Here is a 23,433-nt window from a genome sequence, read left to right as displayed (position 1 = left end):
ATTGTTGAATTATTCGGTCACGCGGCTCGCCATCAGCCCTTGGTTAGGCTGCATGGTCAGAGTGACTCGGCGATCGAACACATCGGATTCACTGTCTTGCTGGTCATTGAGTGGCATTCCGGCGCCGAAGGCTTGGGTGGTGATCCGCTCGGGGGCAACGCCTTGTTTAATCAAGTAGCCCCGCACTTCTAACAAACGTTGCTCCGAGAGCGCTTGGTTGTAGGCCAGATCACCGCGGCGGTCGGCATAACCTTTCAGCTCGAGATTGGACTCGCTCAAGCGCTTCATCACCTTGGCGACATTGTCTAATTGGGGCAAAAAATGGCTTTCAAGCTCCGCAGAGCCAGTACGAAACTGCACATTCATACCCAGCGCCAATTCACTAAACAGTTGTTGTTGCTCGGCGAGCAGTTCATCGAGTTGCTTTTGGGTTAAGGCGTATTCGGCGGCGCGTTGCTCGCTAGCCTGTTGTTTGGCCGCTAAGCTCGTCAATTGTTGACGCTGCAAGGCAATATGTTGTTGCTGAGTTTTAACCGTGTCGGTATCAGATACCGATTGGCCGATTAAGGTGCCAGTAAATCCGCCGATAATGGCGCCAACAGGGCCGCCAACTAAAGCGCCAAGTAGCGCTCCGCCGCCAAGACCTATCAGCGCTTCGCCGTCATCCTCCTCTTGCTCAAGCATCTCAGTCTGTGGTTCTAAGAGTAGAGGTTGATTTTGTAGCGACACCTTTGCCGATACATTGGCGATGGGCGCGGCTAGTACACTCAGTACCAAGATATTAATCAGCGTCTTTTTCATCATCTCATTCCTTTTGATTTGTGCTGCGTTTACCCGCCTAAGTCATTAGCGCGGCGGGTAAAACGGAATGAGCGTATTAAACACAAGTGCCATGGCATAAGCGGGGATGGAAAATGGCAATGCGACTATCAATTGTGGCAACAAAATGGCAATTGCATTCGGGAGCTTTTCTCAGAAATAAATTCCTGTATAGTCACGAAAACTTATCCCCAGCAGTCAATAGGAAGATGGCTAAATGAAACGTATCGCCATTGTGGAAGATGAAGCGGCCATTCGCGAAAATTACAAGGATGTGTTGCAGCAACACGGTTACAGTGTGCAAACCTATGCCGACAGGCCATCGGCCATGTTGGCGTTTAATACCCGTCTGCCGGATTTAGCCATTATCGATATTGGCCTTGGCAGTGAAATTGACGGCGGTTTTATGCTGTGTCAGTCCCTACGCGCCATGTCAAACACTCTGCCGATCATCTTCTTAACCGCACGGGATAGCGATTTTGATACTGTGTGTGGCCTGCGTTTAGGCGCCGATGATTACCTGAGCAAAGAAGTGAGCTTCCCCCATTTGACGGCGCGTTTAGCCGCGCTGTTTCGCCGCTCTGAGTTAGCCACCAGCCAAACACCGCAGGAGAATTTACTGGAGCGCGGACCGCTCACCATCGATGCCAATCGAATGCTGGTTTCTTGGAACCAGATCCCGATAGAACTCACAGTCACCGAGTTTTGGATGGTGCACGCCCTTGCCAAACACCCGGGGCACGTCCGAAGCCGCCATGAGCTGATGCAGGAGGCGAAGATTTTTGTCGATGACAGTACTATCACCTCCCATGTGAAGCGCATCCGTAAGAAGTTTATGGCCGCCGCGCCCGAATTTGATTGTATTGATACCGTTTATGGTATGGGCTATCGCTGGGACAGCCTAGCCTAAACCATGCCAAATAGCAGATTAGCCAGCATTCTATGACACGTTTTCCCTTCGGTCTTCGCACTAAAGTTATTGGCCTTAGCCTGTTTTTACTCTGCCTACCTTGGCTGGGGTACCAATATGTGTGGGAGATGGAAAAATACCTGCGCCACGGTCAGGAACGCACCTTAGAGGGCACCACCCAAGCCTTAGCGACCGCCTTGCATGAGCGGCCGAAACTGTTCGACGGTCAGGCCAGCTTTTTAAAGCAGGTGGAAAAGAGTCGCGATCTCTATGCTTATCCCTTAGCGGGCGCGATTCTGCTCGATGGCAAACTCAATGAATGGCAGGAATATCAGCACAGATTCATCCAGTACGGCGAGGCGAATCTCATCATGCGTGCCGATCCCAGCACGCCGCTCACCTTGAGTTTTACCCATATGGTGGGTCAGTACGATGGTTATCTGTATGCCTTTTTTCAGGTGGTCGATCCCAATGTGGTATTTCGGGGTAAAAATGCCTTAAGCGTCGATAGAAACGATCACCTGTCGATTGCAACCCTTGCCCCCGACAATAAATTTAAACGTTATATCGTGGCTACGACTCAGCCCGGTTGGATCAGCGCCTTCGAGCTGCCCGCCAACCCTAAACAAACCGTGCCAGTGACACCCGAAGTCCGTATTCAAGGGCAATGGGCCACTACGGATGTGGGCTACAATATCGAACTGCGTATTCCCTTGGATATGGTGGGTAGCAAACTAGGGTTTGCCATTGCCGATGTGAATGACAGCAAATACCGCGATATCACAGCCGTTGTCGGCACCTCGGCCTTAGATACCGTTGATAAACTCGGCACAGTCCTAGTGCCATCACCCGAAATTGAGAATATTATCAAAGGGATGAGCCACTATAGCTCACGGATTTGGGTGGTCGATAAACATGGGCGTGTGCTCGCGAAGTCTGGCGATATCCGTGATAGCAACAGTGTCTGGACTCGCACCCTCGATGATGAAAACAGCAACTCTATGTGGCAACGTTTTCAGCGCGACTACCTGCACCCGCTCTACTATAAAATCCTCACTAAACCGCCGAAGGATTTTATCGATTCCCTGCAAGACTCGACCGAACTCGACGGCAGCCATATTCAAAAAGCCCTTGCGGGACAACAAAGTTCGACCTGGCGACTGACTCCGGACAATAAGGCTGTGGTGCTGGCGGCCGCGAGCCCTATTTGGATTGATAACAATGTGATGGGCGCCGTGGTGGCCGAAGAAACCACCCACGGTATTCGCACCCTGCGTAACCGCGCGCTGGAAAAACTGTTTAACGTGATCCTGACCATTATGAGCATGGGCACCTTAGCGCTGTTTTTCTTCGCCTCGAGTATTTCGAATCGTATCCGCAAACTGCGTGATGAAGCCGAGAATGCCATCGACAGCCAAGGTCGTGTGCGTAATCATTTAAAACCCTCTAAGGCACGGGACGAGATTGGCGACTTATCCCGCAGTTTTGCCAGCATTGTCGGTCGTTTAGGTCAATACACCCATTATCTCGAGAATATGTCGTCGCGCCTGTCCCATGAACTACGCACGCCGGTGGCCGTGGTGCGCTCCTCTTTAGAACACTTAAATCTGCAAACCTTAGATAAAGACACCCAAAAATATGTCGACCGCGCCCAAGAAGGGGTAAGCCGTTTAAGCATGATTTTGAACAATATGAGTGAGGCAACGCGCCTCGAGCAGAGCTTAACTCAGGCAGATGTGACTAAGTTCCCGCTATCCCAAGTGGTTAGCGGTTGTATGCAAGGCTATCAAATGACCTACCCTGAGCAGCAATTTAGCGTCAAAGTGCCTGAGCAGCCGTTGATCATGCAGGGCGTGCCCGAATACATCGCCCAATTGATGGACAAACTTATCGCTAACGCCATCGAGTTTTGTCATCAAGGCAGTGCGATTGAAGTTACTCTCACCCAAGTTGGCAAACAAGCTACTCTGCTTATCAGTAACTTAGGACCACAGTTGCCAGTGGATATGTCGGAGCAGATCTTCGATTCCATGGTCTCGGTGCGGGCCAATCAAGCCCAAGATAAACCTCACCTTGGCTTAGGTTTATATATTGCGCGGCTTGTGACCGAATTCCACCAAGGGAAAATTTTGGCCCGTAATCGCAGCGAAAACGATGGGGTCGATATTCTGGTCACCCTGCCGCTTAGCTAATACAAAGACTTACAACTTGAGGCAAACTCATCTGTTTGCCTCCTGCCATTTTCACGGGCAGATGCTAAGATGACGGCCATCACAATGGATAACAACATAAAAACTGACTCGCCAAGGTAAGCCCTATGACAGATAAACATCAGCTAGCCACCCAAATCGTCAGCGTCGGTCGAGATAAAAAATGGACCAAGGGTGTGATTAATCCGCCCGTATTTCGCGCATCGACTATCGTCTTCGACACCATGGAAGACATGCGTCACGCCGCCAAAAACAAAACCAATGGCGAAATGTTTTACGGCCGCCGCGGCACCCCGACCCACTTTGCGTTTCAGGCGGCGATCAGTGAGCTCGAAGGTGGCGCAGGTACGGCGCTGTATCCCTCGGGTGCAGCAGCGATTAGCGCTGCTTTATTATCGTTTTTACAGGCGGGCGATCACTTGCTGATGGTCGACAGTGTTTATGAGCCGACCCGCGATCTTTGCAGCCATATTCTGGCGGGCTTTAATATTGAGACCACCTATTACGATCCCCTGATTGGTGAAGGTATTCGCGCGCTTATCCGCCCCAACACTAAGGTGCTGTTTTTAGAGTCTCCCGGCTCCATCACCATGGAAGTGCAGGACGTCCCAACCCTCTGCCGTATCGCCCATGAACACGGATTAGTGACTATTCTTGACAACACTTGGGCATCGCCAATCAATAGCAAGCCCTTCGAGATGGGTGTCGATGTGTCGATTCAGGCTGCAACCAAATATATCGTCGGTCACTCTGATGTAATGATTGGCACCGCGACCGCCAACGAAAAGTACTGGCCGCAGCTGCGTGAGCGCAGTTATTTATTGGGGCAAACCACCTCCCCCGACGATGTGTATCTCGCCACACGCGGATTACGCACCCTAGGCGTGCGCATGGCGCAGCATGAAAAAAATGCCCTTAAAGTGGCTAACTGGTTGAAAACGCGCCCCGAGGTTGACCATTTACGTCACCCCGCCTTTGATACCTGCCCAGGACATGCGTTCTTTAAACGCGACTTTAGCGCATCAAATGGCTTGTTTTCCTTTGTATTAAAGCAAGGGGATCAGGAGGCGGTCACCGCACTTGTTGAAAATATGCAGCATTTTAAAATGGGCTTTTCTTGGGGCGGTTATGAGAGTCTGATCCTAGGGATTTTCGGAATTGAAAAAATCCGTAGCGCCACTCAATGGGATGCAAGCAAACCATTGATCCGTGTGCATATTGGCCTAGAAGATCCCGATGATTTAATTGCCGATCTCAGCGCAGGCTTCGAGCGCTTTAATGCCGTACTTGCTGCCAAGGCCAAATAAGGCTTAAACAACTTATATGTTAAACAATGAAGGCGGGAATTATCTCGCCTTCGTTTAAGCCCACCTTATTTTGACTTCGGCTTTACCCACTTTTACTATTTTGGCTGCGCCGCACTTATTGCGGGGTCAACCCACGCCTGAGAGCCGTATAAAGGCACGGTCGATAAGGCATGCTTGTGGCTGCCATTAGTCTCTTTGGTTGAATAAGACAAATACAACAGGGTTTGATTGGGCGCATCGTAAATTCGGCGCACTTTTAAAGTTTTAAATAAGATACTTAAGGATTCGGTAAAGACTACTTCGCCGTGTTTGCTCTTATCGATTTTGGCGATATCGGCGGCGGAAATCGGCCCCGTTTGACGGCAGCTAATGCCCATATCGGAGGGATCGGCAAAATCAAGATTCGCTTCGATACGGCTAATATGGCAGGTCACACCGGGGATTTTCGGGTCTTGCTTGGCATCGATAATCACGTCTTTCGTGGTAAATAAACCGAGGCTCACTTTGCCCACATCATCACCACAGCCCGTGAGCAGTGTCCCCGCCAACGTCACGGCCAGCAAAGACATTAAAGCCTGATTAACTTTCTTCATCTGTTTATCCTTATTCATCATCCTATTGAGCAAAACGCTTTTGTGCCCAGCGCGTTAAGCCAGCCGTCACCGAACCAAAGTGATCCCCAACCACCACAGGCGTATTGGGATAAAGGCTAGTGATTTTAGCGTAAATTGCTGGGCTTCGTGCGGTACCGCCCGTCACATAAATCACATCGGGTTGGCACTCATAGGTTCCAGCCTCGACAGCCAGTTCTTCTGGTGCTAATCCATTGCCAGCAAGACTCTTGGCCGCCTGAGTCAGTGCTTGGTGCATTAAGGCTTCTATCTTAGTCAATGACGGTTCAATGGCATTTTCAAAACAATCGCGACTCACTTCAACATTGAGCTTGGCCTCAATAAATTCCAATGAACTTTCAGTTGTTTGGGCCTCAGACAAGGCTATTTTAGCTCGCTCGGCTAAACGTACAATTTGGTAGCTTAACTGTTGTTGCTGCACTTTGAGCAATCTTTTTAATAAATGTGGCTGCTCAGCGTCTTTGATCAGTTCATCTATCAACTTGCGAGTGCTTAAGGTGGCAAACTCACGCTGGGCACTGATATCGTTTACTGCCACCGCATTCCAAAAGGGATTACTCGGCATAGGTTTACCATTACTCATCAGCGAACCTAAACCAAAGTGCGGCATAAAGGCATTCATCGCCAATGCGATATCCAGATCGTTACCACCAATACGCTGGCCGCTGTGGCCAAGACAATCGGCACTGCGGTCGAAATTCGCCTGATGCTTAGGCCCCATTTTAACTACAGAACAGTCGGTGGTACCGCCACCGACGTCGACTACCAGTACGGTTTGATCGGATTTGAGGCTGGCTTCATAGTCCATACCCGCGGCAAGCGGCTCAAACAGAAATGCCACATCGACAAACCCCGCCCGTTTCGCGGCTAAGGTTAAAATAGTCTCGGCTTGGCGGTTGCTCTCTTCACCACCAATGCCCTGAAAGTTCACTGGGCGACCAATCACTGCATGGGTAATGCTGGCTTCGCTTGCGGATGTTACGCCCTTTTCGGCGAGTACGGCTTCGGCGCGCATTTTAATATGCTGCATCATTAAAGTGACTATGTCTTCAAACAGGGCAACTTGCTCGGGTCTGAGGCCAGTTGCGCCTAAAAAAGATTTTGGCGAACGGACATAAAAACCTTCTTCCGGCATTTCAAGATACGCGGCCACGGCCTGCTCACCCACAAACACCGCTGGCGTCTCGGCATCGAGATCTAATTCATGACGTACCATACGGGCGCGGCTTAATTGCGCGGCGCGCTTTTGGGCATAATCGGCTTTTAATTCTGTGGGAAGAGCGCGATAAACGGCTTCGGCAATTAACTCTCGGTCCATCGCATATAGCGTTGACGGTAAATAAGTTGAATCGGTGGATATTGGTAAGAGTGATACTTCATCTCCCTGCATGATCCCAACGGCACAGTTGGCACTGCCATAATCAAATCCAACAAACATCCGCTTACCTCTAAGTCATACCACAATAAAAAGCCGAGCACGTTAACACAGTTTGCCTCAATCCCAAAGAAAGCCTAGCGCATATCCTACCCTTTACCTTGTAAACTCATGACTAGCCAGTGTTAAGTTAAAGTCACATTTTTGTCACAATGGTCATCAATCTGACATATTCCGTTCGTATCTTTATAGACTAATGACTTTCGCCCGAAGGGGAATTTGCCTTTAAATCCCTTCATTTGTAGCAGTAAATCTGATTGCACTCCGATGTATGAATGCTATTGTATACTGCGCCATGACGCTTGCTTAAAGGAGCTGTGCAGTGTCCCCGAATACCGATAAACTGTCGATTGATAAAGAACTCTCTTGGTTGTCATTTAATGAGCGAGTGCTGCAAGAGGCCTGCGACCCCAATGTGCCAATTGTTGAGCGCGTGCGCTTTTTGGGTATATTCTCCAATAATATGGATGAGTTTTTCCGGGTGCGGGTCGCAGCAGTCAGGCGCTCTATATTACTGTCTTCCCTGCAGGAAGGGCGTAGTAATAGTCGCCACTTAATGGCAAAAATTCAATCCAAAGTAATGGCACTGCAGGAGCGTTTCGACAGTATCTATGCCGAGCTGATGCGCGAATTAGTTCGCCGTAATATATTGTTAATTAATGAAAAACAATTAAGCGACTTCCATAGTAACTGGCTTAAAAAGCATTTTCGCGATCATTTTAAACGTCATATCGCGCCGCTTATCGTCAATAACAATCGCGACCTCGTAAAACATATCAACGATGATGCAACTTACCTTTGCGTATGCTTATACACTAAGTTGCGCAGACAATATGCTCTCGTAGAGGTACCCACCAAAAATGTCCCGCGTTTTATTGAGTTACCAGCAGAGAAATCTAAAGCCAAAAAATACCTGATCCTGCTGGATAATATTATCCGTCACTGTGTGGATGAGTTGTTTGGGCCGTTTTTTGAATACGATGCGATTGAAGTTTATTCGATGAAGCTCACCCGCGATGCGGATTTTGATATTACCGATGAGCTAGAACAAACTCAGCTAGAAAAAATGACCAAGGGCCTGAAAAAGCGCCTGACGGCTGAACCTGTGCGTTTGGTATACGACAAAGAAATGCCCGAACATATGCTTGAAATGCTGAAGGAAAATTTAAATATCAGTTCTACTGAATGTTTGATCCCAGGCGGGCGTTACCACAGTTTCAAAGACTTTATTGGCTTCCCCAACCCCAGCCGTGATTACCTTGAAAACGAGAAACTGCCCGCGCTGAATAGCTCGGGCTTTGGCCGCAGTGCCAACAGTTTCGATGCGATCAAAATGGGCGATATTATGCTTAATTATCCGTACCATAAGTTCTCCCACTTTACGGAGATGGTACGTCAAGCCGCCTACGATCCTGCGGTACGGTTTATTCGCATCAATCTGTACCGGGTAGCGAAAAAATCCCATGTGATGCAGTCACTTATCGATGCAGTCAAAAATGGTAAACAAGTCACTGCAGTAATAGAACTACGGGCTAGATTTGACGAGCAATCCAACATTGAATGGACGCGAGTACTCGCCGAAGCCGGCGTAAAGGTCCACCATGGGATCACCAGCTTAAAAGTACACTCTAAGTTGTGCTTAATTGGCCGTGAAGAGCAAGGCGAAATGAAGCTTTACTGCCATGTCGGCTCAGGCAACTTTAACGAAGGCACGGCACGGGTCTATACCGATTTGTCCCTCTTTACCGCCAATCAGGAAATCGCCCGCGAAGTGGAGCAAGTGTTCGACTTAATTGAACATCCCTACCGCCGTGATAACTTCCAGCATTTGATTGTGTCACCCTATGATGCGCGACAAAAGCTCACCCATTTGATTGATAAAGAGATTGTTAACGCCCAAAGCCATATTAAGGCGGCGATTACTTTAAAATTGAATAACTTACTCGATGAGTCTCTAGTACAAAAGCTCTATGAAGCATCAGCTGCGGGCGTCAAAGTCAAATTATTGATCCGCGGAATTTGCTCGCTGATACCGCAAATTCCGGGGATCAGCGATAACATTGAAGTCTACAGTATTGTCGACCGCTTTTTGGAGCACTCTCGGGTGATGCTATTTCACGCGGGTGGTGAAAATAAGTTGTTTATTTGCTCCGCCGATTGGATGAGCCGCAATATTGATAACCGTGTTGAAGTGAGCGTACCAATCTATGATCCGCGTCTAAAACAAATGGTGATGGATATTTTATCGTTACAATTCAACGATAATACTAAGGCTCGCATTATCAATAAGGAACAGAGTAATCCTTATCGTAATCGCGGTAATAAACGTAAAGTGCGTTCTCAAATTGCCATTTATCAATATCTGATTAATTATGAAAAGCGGTTGCAGCAAGAATTAAACGCCCAACGGGAAGCTGCAAAGCTTGAAGCAGAGCAAACACAAGCGCTGACTCTCGATCCCGCATTACAGGCCAAAGCCAGCTAACGCTGGCTTTATTTAGTCTCGATTGCCTAAGGATAATCCGATTGGTTGCCACACATTCACAGCCGCGACACTTTGTCGCCATCGACATGGGCTCAAACAGTTTTCACTTGGTTATCGCCCGAGAGCAAGACGGCAGTTTGCAGATATTACACAAAGAAAAACAGCAAGTTCAGTTAGCGACAGGCCTCAATGCGCAAAATATTCTCAGTGCTGATGCTATCGAACGCGGCCTAAATTGCCTACGGGACTTTAATCAGCGTTTTTCAAACCTCGACCAAGCACAGGTACGCTTAGTCGCCACCCACACCTTAAGAGTGGCTAAAAACCGTGAGCAGTTTATTGAGGCAGCGCTGCGTATTATGCCCTACCCAGTGGAGGTGATTTCTGGCCATGAAGAAGCGCGGCTCATTTATAACGGCATTGCCCAAAGCCAAGTACTTGGGAAACGTAATATCGTTATCGATATCGGTGGCGGCTCTACCGAAGTAGTGCTCGGGCAAAAAAATACCCCTACCCATTTATCGAGCCTACGGTGTGGCTGCGTGAGTTTTAATGAACGCTTTTTTATCGATGGCCAAATTACTCCAGCGTCGTTTCGCGGTGCGCAAAGCGCTGCCGACAAACAATTTGCTTCACTGTCGAAGGAATATTTCAGTGGCGATTGGGACTTAGTGCTCGGCAGCTCAGGCACCGTAAAAGCTATTTGCGAAGCAATCCAAGAAGAACATGGTGATGAAATCGTCACCCTCGCCCGCCTCAAACAATTAAAGCTGAAACTGATCAAGTGCGGACACATCAGCCAAGTGCACTTTGCCAATGTCGATGATAAACGCACGCCGCTAGTGCCTGCTGGCCTTGCGATTTTAATCAGCTTTTTTAGACGTTTACCCATTGAGCAATTGGAGTTTAGTCCAGGCGCCCTGCGCGAAGGCGTGCTCTACGAATTAGCCAAAATCGGTCAATATCAAGACATTCGCCACCGCACCGTTGACAGTATTGCCCAGCTTTACCATGTGGATATGCCCCATGCGGCTAAAGTGCGTGACACCGCCATGGCGCTGTTTGAGCAAGTCGCCGATGAATGGGGATTAAGACCCCATGCACGCTTACTCTCCTACGCTGCGACCCTGCATGAAATTGGGTTACACATCAACTCCAAGGCATTACACAAACACGGCGCTTATATCATTAGTAACAGTGACTTACCGGGTTTTAGTGAAGCGCTGCAACAGGATTTAGCCAGACTGATCGCAAACCACCGTAAGAAACCCAATGAATTGCTACTGGCCGAATTAGAGCCTAGCCACAAACTCACCCTCATTCGTCTCGCCTGTCTACTGCGCTTGGCAGTGTTAGTGCATTTAGGCCGAATTGCCAAAGCCCTAGTGCTTGAGAAAATCCAAGTGGTTCCAGATGGCCTCATGCTAGTGCTACCCAGCCATAAACGTAAAATTAGCCTGTTTATGAAGGATTTGCAGCGGGAACAGAAACAAATGGCAGCCCTAGGGATGCAGCTGCGTTTTGTTTCAAGCCTTGAGCAGCGCCAAGAGAAACCGTAAGAAGTAAAAAGTGGCATGCTAAACAAGCATCGCCAGTGAATAAAAGCATTTCATCCCTCAGAGACATTGAGTGCTCTAAGGGATGAGCTGATAAACGCCTTATGCTATTTATCCCCCTTCCCTTGAGGTATCTCGAGCTTATCAAGCTCACAACCACAGCGATTACAGTAGGTTGCATCTAAATCATGACCCATTTTATGGCATTGATTACAAGTACGCAGATCCCTATGCCGTCCCGCTTCTTGGGAAATTTCAGCGGTTAAAATACCCGTAGGGATCGCAATAATGGAGTAACCCAGCAACATGGTAAATGCGGCAATCGCTTGGCCTAGTTCGGTTTTCGGCGTGATATCTCCGTATCCTACCGTCGTGATGGTCACAATAGTCCAATATACTGACTTAGGAATAGAGCTAAAGCCATTCTCAGGCCCCTCAACGACATACATCACGGCACTTAATACCATGATGATTAAACTCACCGAAAAGAAAAATAGGAACACTTTACGGCTAGATTGCATCATCGCCTTAAGCAGCAAATTACCCTCGCTTAAGTAGCGCAGTAATTTAAGCACCCTAAAAATCCGAAAAAGTCGCAGCACACGAATCACTAAGGTGAAATTTGCTCCAGGAATAAAGAGCGCGAGATAACTAGGCAGTACCGATAATAAATCCACTAACCCATAAAAACTGCGGGCATACAGTACAGGATGGGTCGCGCAATAAAGCCTCAAACCGTATTCAACGGTAAAAATCAGCGTAAACACCCACTCTAACACCCGAATAATGTGTCCATAATCCCGATGAAACGCTTCCACTGTGTCAAGAAACACCAACGCCACACTCAGTACAATACAAATGATCAGACCAAGATCAAAATAGCGGCCTGCGGGTGTATCGGTACCAAAAATAATGATGCGTAACTTACGTTTAAATGGGCTTTCAGTGTCCAGTTTTTCAAGCGAATGGTTTGACATAGGGGAAAACATCCTTGCGGTAAATAGCGTTATCTGCTCCTAATTTCCAAAGTCTGCCATGCAATTGCTACTCGCTCAAAATTATCTACTCACATTGGCAAAAATTTGCGGTATGATGCGCAAAAAAGCGTTAACAGCGTCATTTTAGAGGAAGACATGCGCGTACCACTACTTTCCAAATCCATTACTGTGGCATTAACTCTCGCCGCACTGATTTCTCCCCAAGTGCTCGCCTCATCGAGTATTGGCAAAGTCGATTTAGTGGTAATCACTAAGTCTGAATCCAATATGGCCTTATTAAGGGATGGCAAAGTCCTGAAACAATACCGCATTGCTATGGGTGACTTGCCGACAGGCCATAAGTTGACTGAAGGTGACCAACGTACACCACAGGGCCGTTATATTCTGGACTATAAAAAGTCCGATAGCGCCTATTATAAGTCCATCCATATTTCTTATCCGAATGAAGAAGATAAGTTAAGAGCCAAGGCGCTAGGGATCAGACCCGGTGGCATGATCATGATCCATGGCCAGAACCCACGCTCGCCTCTCCCTCCTGAGCAAGCACAGCAATACAACTGGACCGATGGTTGTATCGCCATTACTAACGCCGAGATGGACGAAGTGTGGAAAGCCGTTGATGAAGGTACACCCATCGAGATTTGGCCCTAAGCCATCACAGAATACGCCCAGTTAAATGGGCGTTTTTATTTGTGTTACCTGCTTTAAGGATTTTTGATGTCAACAGCAAACACAGAAGCTAATGTATTGAGCTTCAAAGCATTAGAACAGACATGGCCTGAATTTGAGGCGAAGATATTGGCGTTTCTAGACCAATTGGGCTTAGCAGATAAAGCATTGCATTGCGATCATGTCGCCCTGAGGGTGAACAGTATCGCCGCTGCCGATGCACTCAAGCAAGCCTTAAGTGCCCGCGGGCGGATCATCTCGGATAATCAAATTAATGGTCGCACAATCCTGATCATTGAACTGGATAAGCCCTTAAGACTCGGCAACTTTAGCATCGACTGTGTCGAACTCCCCTATCCTAGTGATACCGTTTATCCTCAAGAAGGCTGGGAGCATATCGAGCTGGTATTGCCATCCACTGCACAGGACTGCGACAGTCTAGGTCAAGAACTGACTCATTTGAGCCCCTCACTTGTGCAATTACTCCAAGGGCATTCGGCATCCTTAACCGAAGCGCCAATAAAAGTGAAATTTAGCTCGCCTAAGGGCGATAAAGAACGCTTAGCTAACCCCACCATCGCCTTTAAACGAGCCGATATCTGTATCAAAATCCACCCGCACAGCATTAAAGCGGTTATCGCCAGCGAACAGGCGGAGATATAAGATCAATCGAGGCGCAAACCGTTGACATTAGGAATGTGACAGCAATTCCAATGACTTATAATGGATTGCATTAAACAGGCAGTTTGCGAAAAAATCAGCAGCAATAACGGTTGAAATAGCCTAGATTCAAGCTATTAACACTTTGGTTAGTCATTAGGTTTTCTCGATTTTGTATTATCGACCACGGGAGTCGCCGATGCGCATTGCCGTGATACCCATAAGGATGCAGCACATGAAGCCACATAAGCACGAGGCACAGCTACTCAAACTCGCCCTCGAAATTGGGATCGGCTACGCCAAAAAACGCGGTTTTGATGACTTTGACAAGGGTGTGTCGCCCAAGGATAAAGTGGAATGTATTTATCGACTTTTAGTGACCGATAATCTGATCCAACCCTTAGCAAAAGATAAAGAAGACGGCCCGAATATGAAGCACAAACTGGTACTGTGGATCATCCGCCATCTGCCCGCAGACCATCCCTTATTACAATAAAATAACTAAGCTCAAGAAGAAAATAGCGCCGAGATTGGCGCTATTGAGCTCTCAATTATTTAGCGTTTTTTTGCGCTTTTTCCGCCGCCAACACAGTGGCCATCGGTGGGACTATGGTCGTAGGATCGAGGCGCATTTGGAACCAATTCAATCGCCAATCTAAATGCGGACCATTCGCTCGTCCTGTCGCCCCAACTTCAGCCACAGCTTGCCCTTGCTTAACGGTTTCGCCCGCATTCACATAGAGTTTGCTTAAGTGTAAAAAACTTGAACTCACGCCATAGCCATGGTCGATAACCATAGTCCCGCCTGAATAAAACATATCGGGAACCGACAGGCTAATCACCCCATCGGCGGGTGCGACCACCACAGTGCCGGTTTTCGCCGCCACATCCACACCAAAATGTGGGTTGCCTGGGACATCGTTATAAATACGCTGACTACCATATACACCCGAGATCCTGCCGGTTAATGGCCAAATAAACGATTGTAAAAACGCGGTTTGTTCACTAAAAGTCCCGCGTGCCGCTTTGACCTGCGCCGTATCCTTTGCTGCTCGCTCCTGCGCCACGGGATCGGGCTTCATAATCTTATTGCTGATCCCTTTAACATTCTGAATATTGTACTCTCGCTTCTTGATATTTAACGGTTTAACTTCAGTTAAGCCATCGGGATACATCAAACGTAATTCTTGAGTCAGCTGCGCATCCCTATCAAAACCAAAGGCAAAATGACCATCAGGCGTCACTTTAACGGCCTCGCCATTAAGACTTACCTGCGTACCCGCTGGTGCTTTACCACGAATTAACGCACCCTGTTCAAATTTACCGTCAAAACTCACTTGTGCTTGAGTCGATAAGCTAAACAGGGTCAAAAGTGGCAATAACGCCACCTTACAAGTGCGCGATAGCATGTTCGGCAACGTTTTTAACAACTTAGGTAGAGCATTAGGTACAGCGTTTAGCATATTTTCAAAAATCCTTATTCAAACAATAACGCCCTAAAGATTAGGGCGTTAAAAAATCGACAGGGTTAATTCCCTTTGGTCACTATGGCGCCTTTACCCACACCTTCGTAGGCAATCACAGTAAACTGGCTTGAAGGCACTTTCGTGGCTAAAGTGGTTGCCATATAGTCTGCCAGCAATTCGACCGTGGTATCGTGCGGGATCAAATCACAACATTCCTTGGGCATCGCCAGTTGGAAATCCCCCTGAGGCGCTTGATAATGGAAACCATAATGGCTGTCATCGCTGATCCGCGTTTGTGGCGATAGGTTTAACGTCTTCACCGAGACTAAATCCTCTTCGCTACCGAGGTAGATATCGTGCCAACGCTTGGCCCAATACTCATCCCATTTCGGCGCGGACACTCCATTCTCAAACACTTGTACTGGGCTGCGATGACCATGGGCAATCCGCTGGCAATTACCATCGTGTTTACGCAAACCATGGCTATAGTGATAGTAAGGCGCGTTCAGGATCTCATGCCTTAAAGTGAGGCTAATTCCTTCAACATTATCGGGCAGAGTTTCCCGTAGGGCTTTTTGTAAAAAGGCGTTAACGCTTGGAATATCAATCTGTTCCGATGGAACGAGTGCAAAGGCTTGGGAAGGACAGGCTAAATGGATCTCACCGAGCGCGCTATCGAAATCCATCCACACCCGATCGCCCTGCTGCTGCCAACGCACGCCGCTGCAGGCAGTAGGCACCAATAAACGATGATCGGCCACCGCATCAATCGTGTGCTTAATCGCACGTTTGACCTTGGCAAAATCGAGCACCATATTTTGCTCGTCTAGACCGCCTTCTAATACGACATCAACAATCCAGCTTTCCCCCACCATGCCACGCTTTGGGCACAGGTAAGAAAAATCGATCACGGTTAAATCTTTTACAAACAGTTGCATTGACTCTCCTCGGCAGAAAAACAGTCCGCCTTAATAGGGATTGCGCCACTTAGCGATGGCCGAGCACGCTCACTTGGACAGACACCAAGCTTACCCAAATAATAAGGATTCTAATCAATTCTGCTTCGCCCCGCGACAAATGAATCCTTTCTTAGATACTTTTTATCTTAAGACATGTGTAAACGAACTTAGCCCACCATAGTTTGCTATCGCATGAGTAACAAACACAAAATAACGCAAACCGTTTAATCGGCCATATCGTGACCGACAGATAGTTTCAGCCGCACACTAATAGACACTACAGATTAGCAAGCAAACCCCTAAACGAAACACCGCAAACCCTACAAAGTTAATCGAGTAAAAACAGCGAATTAGCTCACAAAAATCTAATCCACAACAGCGATAGACCCAATCGAAACAAGGCGTTATCCCTAAGCAATTTTAGTCGTTACTATTGCTCCATAAACCATACAATTAACAAGGTTAATAAGGGAGAAAACCAGATGACAAAACTTACCGCTATCGCGATAACCCTCACAGCTATATTAGCGAGTAGCTATGCCGTTGCCGCCGAACCGATTGAAGTCATTTCCCCAGCAAAAATCACTGAACCCGAAAAGGTGGAGCTGGGTAAAATGCTGTTTTTTGAACCAAGGTTGTCTAAATCAGGTTTTATTTCCTGTAACTCTTGCCACAACCTCTCCACCGGCGGCGTGGATGCCCTGCCCACATCGATTGGTCACCATTGGCAAGAAGGCCCAATAAACTCTCCGACCGTGCTAAATGCTGACTTTATGCTGGCGCAATTCTGGGATGGCCGCGCCAGCGACTTAAAAGAACAAGCCGCGGGCCCAATTGCCAACCCCAAAGAAATGGGCTTTACCCATGAACTCGCCACCGAAACCATTGCCTCAATGCCCGCTTACCGTGCCCGCTTTGCCAAGGTTTACGGCGATGAAAAAGTCGATATTGACCGCTTAACCGATGCCATTGCCGCCTTCGAAAAAACCTTAGTCACGCCAAATAGCCCATTCGATCAATATCTATTAGGTAAACAGGATGCGATAAGCAGCGAAGCCAAGGCGGGTTACCAACTGTTTAAGGACAAAGGCTGCGTCAGCTGCCACAACGGCCCTGCGGTCGGTGGCACTATGTTTATGAAGATGGGCTTAATCAAACCATTCCACACCAATAACCCCGCCGAAGGGCGTAAAGGCGTAACGGGTAAGGATGCGGATAAGTTTGTGTTTAAGGTACCGACACTGCGCAATATCGAACTCACCTATCCCTACTTCCACGATGGCAGCGTCTGGACGCTCGAAGAAGCGGTAAATACTATGGCGGATATTCAGTTAGGGCAAAAGCTTACCGACAAAGAAACCAAGGAAATGGTGGCGTTCTTAAATTCACTGACAGGTGAACAACCGCAGATCGCCCTACCAATTCTGCCGCCATCGAATAAAGCGACGCCGCGCCCAGTACCTTTTGCGACGGGAGCAAAATAAAGGTTAAACCTAAGAAGCATTTAGCATAAAACAAAGGCCGAGGATAAACTCCTCGGCCTTTTTGTTTAATGCTTGGTGCTTAAAAGCTGACGCTTAAAGCTTAAGCGATATTATCCCAAGCGGCTTATTCGCCCTTAAGACGTCTATCTAGCTGATCTTTTAAGTTTGCCGGCACGCCTTTAATCAAAATTGTGTCGGAAATTGGATCGTAAATCACTCGCTGACCTAAATGCCCACCATCGAAGCTAATGGTGACTCCGCCACCGGTACCCGAAAACTTCTTCAATTGTCTTAAGGTCGATTTATCGGCAGGGAATTCTTCATCCAGCTCATAACTGCCACCACGGGCAAAGTCATAGAAAGACTCCATACCTTGATCGGCAAGCTCATCCGCTAAATCTTTGATCTCAATATCGGCGCCTTCATCGAACCGCTCGGAGCAATATTCAAACACTTTATTACGACATTGCTGACGTTCTTCTTTGGTCAGGTCACTACTGGCGACAAAGTCTTCCACCGCGTTCATCAAGGTTTTGTTTTGCGCCTTGGTATTCACCCCTTCAACACAGCCCATAAAGTCGAGGAAGAAGTCCGCCACTTTACGGCCTGCACGCCCACGGATAAAGGAGATGTACTTGCGAGAATCTTTATCAGCCTGCCATTCGGTGAGATCGATTCGCGCAGCCAACTGGATATTGTTTAAATCCAAATGGTTATTTTGTGACAGCTCCATATCATCCAGTACCGTCATTGACGATTTTGCACTGAGCAGCGCCACAAACAAATAATCACTCGCCATGTTGGTGTAGCAGGACATCAACAGGAATCCGCCTTGGCTAAAATCATATTTTGCCAACTCTTCCTGCAACAACTTACTGGCTTGGCCGGTAAATTCGACAAAACCTAAATCCCCTGCACGGTATTCCTTTAGTGCATTGGCAAACGCCGGATTAGCCTCACCATCATCACCGTGAATACCAAAATAACCGAATCCTTTGCCGGATTTGCTGGTATAAGTCTGATGCAACTCTTCGAGCATCATCTCGACAGCCTGACCGTTCAGCAGAGGTTGAGGACGTAAACGGCAGCGTAATTGACCCTGACTGTCCTGGGAAATCTCGTGAATAATTGCTTGTTCGATGTTAATACTCATAAGCCCTGATAGTGATGCTGGAATAAATCCGCTATTATATGCCGCTAATCCATTCCAAAGTGAAACATTTTTTGATTATGGCAATCCAATCGAAATACTCAAACGCACAAGTTGAATCATTAATCGCCGAAATTTTAGCGGTACTCGAAAAGCACAAAGCTCCTACTGACTTAAGCCTGATGGCGCTAGGCAACTGTGTCACTCACCTGCTCGAGCGCAAAGTGCCAAGCGAATCTCGCCAAGCGGTCGCCGAACAATTTGCGAAAGCGCTCGCACAATCGGTGAAATCCAATTAAGTTAGTCGAGTAACAATGATTAAAACAGCATAAGATACAACGCCTTTTAGGAATAAGCGGATCACTATGGTCGAGCGAAAAAAACAAATGAGCCGCGATCGCGTATCGCGACTTATCAACTGGGGACATTGGTTCGCCTTCTTTAATGGCCTATTGGCTATGATCGTCGGCACACGCTATTTAAGTAGTGTGGGTTATCCCGAAACCTGGTTTGGCTGGGGCTATCTCGCCGTCAGTACCATTGGCCAGTTCAGTTTTCTTGCTTTTATCGCCTACTTGATCTGCCTATTCCCACTGACGTTAATCTTACCTTACTCCAAGATACTCAGAGGCTTAGCGGCCGTTATTGCGACCTTAAGCCTGTGTATTTTATTGTATGACACGATTGTTTATGCCGATTACGGCATGCACTTAAGTCCCTTCGCCTTTGATTTAGCCTGGGCCGATTTGAGCGCCTTACTCCACGGTACGTCCTATATCGTCACGCCCATCGCCATTTTGGTGATTGAGCTAACGGCGGCGAACTTCCTGTGGAAACGGATTGAAAAAATCCAAAAACTCAATCTTGGCAATAAAGTCATAGCCTTTGTTGGAGTATGCTTTGTTAGCAGCCATTTGATCCATATTTGGGCCGATGCCGCTGATATCACCGAAATCACCCGTTTCGATGACACGTATCCGCTGTCGTACCCCGCAACGGCTCGTAGCTTTATGGAAAGCCATGGCATTGACGGTTCATCCCAAATCGATGATGACGCGAATCATGCCACTAATGTGCTCAGCTATCCTATCCAGCCACTGCAATGCCAAGCGGATAATAAACCAAACGTATTAATGCTAACCATCGACAGCTTACGTGCCGACATGGTGGACGCCAAAACCATGCCGTTTTTGCATCAATACACCGAGCAGAATCAGCATTTTACTCACCACTACAGTGGCGGCAATCAATTTAAGACGGGCATGTTCTCCCTACTTTATGGTTTACAAGGCAGCTATGGCGATGCACGCATCTTCAATACTACAAGTCCAATCATCACCCGCAGCTTTAAGCAGGCAGGTTATGAACTAGGCTTGTTTATCCCAGAAACCAATCTGAATTTACGCTCTGCCCAGGCCATGTTTAATGACTTTACCCCCGTCATTGCCAAAGAAACCAATGGCAGTGCCGAGGCGGATATTCTTAGTGTTGGCCACTTTACACAGTGGCAAAGCGTGCAACAACGTCCTTGGTTTGCTCTAGTAAACCTTAAAGCACCCGAGAATTTTGATACACCGGTAGGCTTTCTCGGTATTGAAACTGTCAAAGCCGATGCGAATTTACAACCCGCGCAAAAGGTATTATTTAACCAATATCGCCAATCATTGAATTTTATTGATAAGCAAATTCAATCGATTGTAAGTCAATTACCTAGCGATACCTTAGTGGTGATCACCGGCGTCAACGGCAAAATGTTTACCAGCAATAGTGACGAAGCGCTGCGTAATTTGTCACCAGATAGCGTTAGAGTCCCACTGGTTATCCACTGGCCAAATGTAGGAGCTAGCACGGTTAACTATCGCACTAGCCACTATGGTATCGTTCCCACTTTAATGACCCATGTCTTAGGCTGTACCAATAACCCCACAGACTACAGTGCGGGCCGTAGCCTGTTGCAACCAAGCCAAGAAACCTGGATTTACATCGGTGACAGTCGCATTTTTGCCATTTACCAACAGTCGGAAATCACCGTCATCGACCGCCATGGTAAATACCGCATTTACGATGAAAACTTTGAGCACAGACTGCACAAAAAGATGAGCGCACCTGAGCTTATTCAAGTGATGCGCGAAGGCAGGCGCCTTTACAATCACTAAAAAGTATTTTACCTCAAAGCCCTAAATCACTTAGGGCTCTTTGTTTTAACAATTTCATTGCGAGTAGCGTGTTGCAAAGCCAACAACTTGATCACATTAATCACACCATTACCAAACTAATATCAGACAGTTAGTCCATTAAATGCTAAAATAACTATATGACTCATAAATGATATTTTTATTTGGCTGATCTCATTCCATGACTCTTATTAAAAACGATCAGAATCAAGCCTTTGACGCCATTCATACCATCCTTAGCAGCCTAGATGCGCTGGTCTACGTTTCTGATTTACACAACTATGAGCTACTGTATTTAAACGATTATGGAACGGCCATTTGGGGCAATCCGGCAGGTAAAAAGTGCTATCAACTCCTTCAAGCTGGCCAAAATAGTCCCTGTGCTTTTTGCACTAACCATAAACTGATTAGTCCCGAGGGCGACGCCACTGGTGTGCATGTATGGGAGTTTCAAAATACGCAAAATAAACGTTGGTACCAGTGTCGAGATCAAGCAATTCGTTGGAGCGATGGTCGCCTAGTGCGGATAGAAATAGCCACTGATATCACTGAACGTAAACACATGGAGCAGGCATTAATCGAGGCTAAGTTTATCGCAGAGCGCCTTGCAAATACCGACGAACTCACAAAACTCTACAATCGCCGCGCCTTTTTCCATTTGGGGCGCCCTATCGCATACCAGTCTGGCCAAGCGCTGGCGTTTATTATGTTTGATATTGACCATTTTAAGCGAGTCAATGATCAATGGGGACACGCTACAGGCGATGCAGCCTTAATCCATATTGCACAGCTGACACAAACTAAACTGAGAAAAAATGATATTCTTGCTCGTTTAGGCGGCGAAGAGTTTGGGCTGATTTTACCCAACACCCAACATGAACAAGCATGGCAAATTGCAGAGTCGATTCGCCATGAATTTGATACACAGCCACTTTCCCTTGATGGACACAGCATTCATTGCACCGCAAGCTTCGGCATATCATCCTTGATCTTGCCTCAAATCAATCATCCCGATGAAGCACAAGCACTATTGGAGACTCTATTCAATAATGCCGATCAGGCCATGATGCGAGCAAAGCGCACAGGCAGAAATCGAGTCTGTGATGCGGAATAAACCACTACAAAAAACTCTGGCCATTTAAGAATGGTGTAAGACTTGTGATGAGATAGCAACAATGCCAATCCTAACTAGCCCTCTCGCTGTTCGATCTGCTAAAAGCAATTGCCCCATTCCGTGTTTCGGCTCGTTAGCTCAACCGAAAATTTCCACTCCTGCTGCCATACAAATTCTTATCTATTTGCCTATGTTTGGCCTTACCAGAAATCGACTAACAATGTATGGGTATACAGTCGTATTTAAATTTAAGTGTTTTGGTATGATTTTTAGACAAAATCAGTGCGCACTAATTCCATCCGCAATAAATAAAACGCTATAAAATCAACTGACTATAGAGGATGAGTTTTAGTTAATAGGTTTGGAAAACGCGCATGCGCGTTTTTCCAGATGGATTACTTATATGAAAAGCGGCAGAAAGCTGATAAGTTCTTTGCATACAGATAGTTAACCGTGCGCGTTTTCACTGGTCTAATGAGGTAAACGCGCATGCGCACTAATAAAATGTTAAGCCACAAAGGTGAAAAATTGAAGTTTATCAGTAAGAATATTTTGAATATATCATGGAGTTTTATAGGTTTTTATGCGGCTGCGGTAGTCTTTGCTTTTGCTGATGACCAAGAAAAAAACATCATAGAAGTATTTAATAGTCTGGGTGGTTTTATTTCTGCTGGTGGTGCAGTTGCAGCAATATTAACTGTAATAACAATGGTTCAATACAGGAAAGATGATCGAGACCAAAACTTAGTAAAGTATGCCAACTATGTGTTGTTCATCCTTGATAGACAAATACGTTATATAACAATGTTTGGTACAGAACACCTTAAACCTCATGAGAATAAGCCACTTGATGTCAGAGCTTATCTAGTTCCCGCTGTCGACTTTGATCCGACATTGGTTAACGTAATAAAAATTGAAGAGTCAATGTTTCTATTAGCGGTAAGGCGACCAGACTTAATAGAATTGCTCGATGAAACGCAAAGAGATTACTGCTCAATGTCTAAACAGATAGAGCAAAGAAATAGTTTGTATATTTCAGAGTATCAGGCTGCACTCCAAAAGCACAAAGTTAAAGTAGGTAGTAATGTTAGTGTTGAACAGGTAAATGAGTTGATTGGTGAATATGTAGCGAATGAATTAATCTATTCAACGGAGCAAATGTATAAAATGTTGCCAATGATACAACAGCACTTGATGACAGTTCAGAATGACCTTTATGACTTGTTAAAATTGCAGTACCCAAGCTATGAATTTTTGCCTCCATTGAGCAATGTGGCTTAACAAATAAGGATAGGCCGCGCGTAGCCGCGACCTTATCCCAAGTGTTGAACAAGCCCGATGCTGGTTGTTGACACTTTATTATGCAAATAGCGGATTGAGAATGTGTACTGGCGAAGGTCTTATT

The 23,433-nt window shown here is 46.9% G+C and carries 20 protein-coding genes; 13 read left to right on the top strand and 7 right to left on the bottom strand.

Going from position 1 to position 23,433, the window contains the following annotated elements; genetic code table 11:
• Positions 1-9 precede the first annotated feature (9 nt).
• The gene (gene pdsO, locus IEY09_RS18970) at positions 10-804 is read right to left on the bottom strand and encodes a sortase-associated OmpA-like protein PdsO (RefSeq protein ID WP_188872302.1); all 795 of its coding nucleotides are present in this window, start codon (positions 802-804) and stop codon (positions 10-12) included.
• Between the two features lie 232 nt (positions 805-1,036).
• Between pdsO and pdsR the strand changes: the two genes are divergently transcribed.
• The 3 genes from pdsR (at position 1,037) to IEY09_RS18955 (ending at position 5,246) form a co-directional block, all read left to right on the top strand.
• Complete coding sequence (gene pdsR / locus IEY09_RS18965) at positions 1,037-1,729, top strand: proteobacterial dedicated sortase system response regulator (protein ID WP_188872300.1); 693 nt, start codon at positions 1,037-1,039, stop codon at positions 1,727-1,729.
• 32 nt (positions 1,730-1,761) lie between these two features.
• Positions 1,762-3,921, top strand: a complete 2,160-nt coding sequence (pdsS, locus tag IEY09_RS18960) for a proteobacterial dedicated sortase system histidine kinase (protein ID WP_188872298.1) — start codon at positions 1,762-1,764, stop codon at positions 3,919-3,921.
• Positions 3,922-4,046: 125 nt separating this feature from the next.
• The gene (locus tag IEY09_RS18955) at positions 4,047-5,246 is read left to right on the top strand and encodes a cystathionine beta-lyase (protein WP_188872296.1); all 1,200 of its coding nucleotides are present in this window, start codon (positions 4,047-4,049) and stop codon (positions 5,244-5,246) included.
• A 95-nt stretch (positions 5,247-5,341) separates the two neighbouring features.
• Here the strand turns inward: IEY09_RS18955 and IEY09_RS18950 are convergent, their stop codons facing one another.
• Complete coding sequence (locus IEY09_RS18950; RefSeq protein WP_086024101.1) at positions 5,342-5,839, bottom strand: CreA family protein; 498 nt, start codon at positions 5,837-5,839, stop codon at positions 5,342-5,344.
• A gap of 22 nt (positions 5,840-5,861) precedes the next feature.
• The gene (gene yegD / locus IEY09_RS18945) at positions 5,862-7,316 is read right to left on the bottom strand and encodes a molecular chaperone (RefSeq protein ID WP_188872294.1); all 1,455 of its coding nucleotides are present in this window, start codon (positions 7,314-7,316) and stop codon (positions 5,862-5,864) included.
• A 319-nt stretch (positions 7,317-7,635) separates the two neighbouring features.
• Between yegD and ppk1 the strand changes: the two genes are divergently transcribed.
• Both ppk1 and ppx read left to right on the top strand, forming a co-directional pair.
• Positions 7,636-9,798 carry a polyphosphate kinase 1 gene (ppk1, locus tag IEY09_RS18940; RefSeq protein WP_055648431.1) on the top strand — a complete coding sequence of 721 codons (2,163 nt, stop codon included), beginning with the start codon at positions 7,636-7,638 and terminating at the stop codon, positions 9,796-9,798.
• 41 nt (positions 9,799-9,839) lie between these two features.
• A complete protein-coding gene (ppx, locus tag IEY09_RS18935; RefSeq protein WP_188872292.1) occupies positions 9,840-11,357 on the top strand; it encodes an exopolyphosphatase in 1,518 nt (505 codons plus the stop codon).
• Positions 11,358-11,461: 104 nt separating this feature from the next.
• Here ppx and IEY09_RS18930 read toward each other — a convergent pair whose 3' ends face one another.
• On the bottom strand, positions 11,462-12,331 hold the full coding sequence (locus IEY09_RS18930) for an ion transporter (RefSeq protein ID WP_037418109.1): 870 nt from the start codon (positions 12,329-12,331) through the stop codon (positions 11,462-11,464).
• A gap of 156 nt (positions 12,332-12,487) precedes the next feature.
• Between IEY09_RS18930 and IEY09_RS18925 the strand changes: the two genes are divergently transcribed.
• From IEY09_RS18925 to IEY09_RS18915, 3 genes are all read left to right on the top strand, one after another.
• Entirely contained in the window at positions 12,488-13,003 is a 516-nt protein-coding gene (locus IEY09_RS18925) for a L,D-transpeptidase family protein (RefSeq protein WP_050991306.1), read from the top strand.
• 66 nt (positions 13,004-13,069) lie between these two features.
• The gene (locus IEY09_RS18920; protein ID WP_188872290.1) at positions 13,070-13,684 is read left to right on the top strand and encodes a VOC family protein; all 615 of its coding nucleotides are present in this window, start codon (positions 13,070-13,072) and stop codon (positions 13,682-13,684) included.
• Positions 13,685-13,916: 232 nt separating this feature from the next.
• Complete coding sequence (locus IEY09_RS18915) at positions 13,917-14,177, top strand: DUF5062 family protein (RefSeq protein ID WP_055648428.1); 261 nt, start codon at positions 13,917-13,919, stop codon at positions 14,175-14,177.
• A gap of 55 nt (positions 14,178-14,232) precedes the next feature.
• Here IEY09_RS18915 and IEY09_RS18910 read toward each other — a convergent pair whose 3' ends face one another.
• Positions 14,233-15,144, bottom strand: coding sequence for a M23 family metallopeptidase (locus IEY09_RS18910; protein ID WP_082389672.1), 912 nt, complete (start codon positions 15,142-15,144; stop codon positions 14,233-14,235).
• A gap of 65 nt (positions 15,145-15,209) precedes the next feature.
• The gene (locus IEY09_RS18905) at positions 15,210-16,085 is read right to left on the bottom strand and encodes a 6-pyruvoyl trahydropterin synthase family protein (RefSeq protein WP_055648427.1); all 876 of its coding nucleotides are present in this window, start codon (positions 16,083-16,085) and stop codon (positions 15,210-15,212) included.
• Between the two features lie 503 nt (positions 16,086-16,588).
• Here IEY09_RS18905 and ccpA point away from each other — a divergent pair.
• Positions 16,589-17,590: a diheme cytochrome c5 peroxidase CcpA gene (gene ccpA, locus IEY09_RS18900; protein ID WP_188872289.1), complete on the top strand. Its 1,002-nt coding sequence runs from the start codon at positions 16,589-16,591 to the stop codon at positions 17,588-17,590.
• A gap of 124 nt (positions 17,591-17,714) precedes the next feature.
• Here ccpA and yejK read toward each other — a convergent pair whose 3' ends face one another.
• Positions 17,715-18,743, bottom strand: a complete 1,029-nt coding sequence (gene yejK / locus IEY09_RS18895; RefSeq protein ID WP_037418093.1) for a nucleoid-associated protein YejK — start codon at positions 18,741-18,743, stop codon at positions 17,715-17,717.
• 77 nt (positions 18,744-18,820) lie between these two features.
• Between yejK and IEY09_RS18890 the strand changes: the two genes are divergently transcribed.
• From IEY09_RS18890 to IEY09_RS18875, 4 genes are all read left to right on the top strand, one after another.
• Complete coding sequence (locus IEY09_RS18890; protein WP_011622981.1) at positions 18,821-19,039, top strand: YejL family protein; 219 nt, start codon at positions 18,821-18,823, stop codon at positions 19,037-19,039.
• A 66-nt stretch (positions 19,040-19,105) separates the two neighbouring features.
• Entirely contained in the window at positions 19,106-20,896 is a 1,791-nt protein-coding gene (locus IEY09_RS18885) for a DUF3413 domain-containing protein (RefSeq protein ID WP_188872287.1), read from the top strand.
• Positions 20,897-21,095: 199 nt separating this feature from the next.
• Positions 21,096-22,028, top strand: coding sequence for a GGDEF domain-containing protein (locus IEY09_RS18880; protein WP_188872285.1), 933 nt, complete (start codon positions 21,096-21,098; stop codon positions 22,026-22,028).
• 489 nt (positions 22,029-22,517) lie between these two features.
• Positions 22,518-23,309 carry a hypothetical protein gene (locus IEY09_RS18875; protein WP_188872284.1) on the top strand — a complete coding sequence of 264 codons (792 nt, stop codon included), beginning with the start codon at positions 22,518-22,520 and terminating at the stop codon, positions 23,307-23,309.
• The last annotated feature ends 124 nt before the right edge of the window (positions 23,310-23,433 follow it).

Source organism: Shewanella xiamenensis (genome assembly GCF_014647135.1).
In the GTDB taxonomy this organism is placed as follows: Bacteria; Pseudomonadota; Gammaproteobacteria; order Enterobacterales; family Shewanellaceae; genus Shewanella; species Shewanella xiamenensis.
This window is presented reverse-complemented; position numbering and strand designations above follow the sequence as displayed.

What these genes read in the sequence shown, in the direction of transcription:
- pdsO (WP_188872302.1), bottom strand. Translation starts at nt 804, where the DNA reads ATGATGAAAAAGACGCTGATTAATATCTTGGTACTGAGTGTACTAGCC.
- pdsR (WP_188872300.1), top strand. Translation starts at nt 1,037, where the DNA reads ATGAAACGTATCGCCATTGTGGAAGATGAAGCGGCCATTCGCGAAAAT.
- pdsS (WP_188872298.1), top strand. Translation starts at nt 1,762, where the DNA reads ATGACACGTTTTCCCTTCGGTCTTCGCACTAAAGTTATTGGCCTTAGC.
- IEY09_RS18955 (WP_188872296.1), top strand. Translation starts at nt 4,047, where the DNA reads ATGACAGATAAACATCAGCTAGCCACCCAAATCGTCAGCGTCGGTCGA.
- IEY09_RS18950 (WP_086024101.1), bottom strand. Translation starts at nt 5,839, where the DNA reads ATGAAGAAAGTTAATCAGGCTTTAATGTCTTTGCTGGCCGTGACGTTG.
- yegD (WP_188872294.1), bottom strand. Translation starts at nt 7,316, where the DNA reads ATGTTTGTTGGATTTGATTATGGCAGTGCCAACTGTGCCGTTGGGATC.
- IEY09_RS18930 (WP_037418109.1), bottom strand. Translation starts at nt 12,331, where the DNA reads ATGTCAAACCATTCGCTTGAAAAACTGGACACTGAAAGCCCATTTAAA.
- IEY09_RS18925 (WP_050991306.1), top strand. Translation starts at nt 12,488, where the DNA reads ATGCGCGTACCACTACTTTCCAAATCCATTACTGTGGCATTAACTCTC.
- IEY09_RS18920 (WP_188872290.1), top strand. Translation starts at nt 13,070, where the DNA reads ATGTCAACAGCAAACACAGAAGCTAATGTATTGAGCTTCAAAGCATTA.
- IEY09_RS18915 (WP_055648428.1), top strand. Translation starts at nt 13,917, where the DNA reads ATGAAGCCACATAAGCACGAGGCACAGCTACTCAAACTCGCCCTCGAA.
- IEY09_RS18910 (WP_082389672.1), bottom strand. Translation starts at nt 15,144, where the DNA reads ATGCTAAACGCTGTACCTAATGCTCTACCTAAGTTGTTAAAAACGTTG.
- IEY09_RS18905 (WP_055648427.1), bottom strand. Translation starts at nt 16,085, where the DNA reads ATGCAACTGTTTGTAAAAGATTTAACCGTGATCGATTTTTCTTACCTG.
- ccpA (WP_188872289.1), top strand. Translation starts at nt 16,589, where the DNA reads ATGACAAAACTTACCGCTATCGCGATAACCCTCACAGCTATATTAGCG.
- yejK (WP_037418093.1), bottom strand. Translation starts at nt 18,743, where the DNA reads ATGAGTATTAACATCGAACAAGCAATTATTCACGAGATTTCCCAGGAC.
- IEY09_RS18890 (WP_011622981.1), top strand. Translation starts at nt 18,821, where the DNA reads ATGGCAATCCAATCGAAATACTCAAACGCACAAGTTGAATCATTAATC.
- IEY09_RS18885 (WP_188872287.1), top strand. Translation starts at nt 19,106, where the DNA reads ATGGTCGAGCGAAAAAAACAAATGAGCCGCGATCGCGTATCGCGACTT.
- IEY09_RS18880 (WP_188872285.1), top strand. Translation starts at nt 21,096, where the DNA reads ATGACTCTTATTAAAAACGATCAGAATCAAGCCTTTGACGCCATTCAT.
- IEY09_RS18875 (WP_188872284.1), top strand. Translation starts at nt 22,518, where the DNA reads ATGCGCACTAATAAAATGTTAAGCCACAAAGGTGAAAAATTGAAGTTT.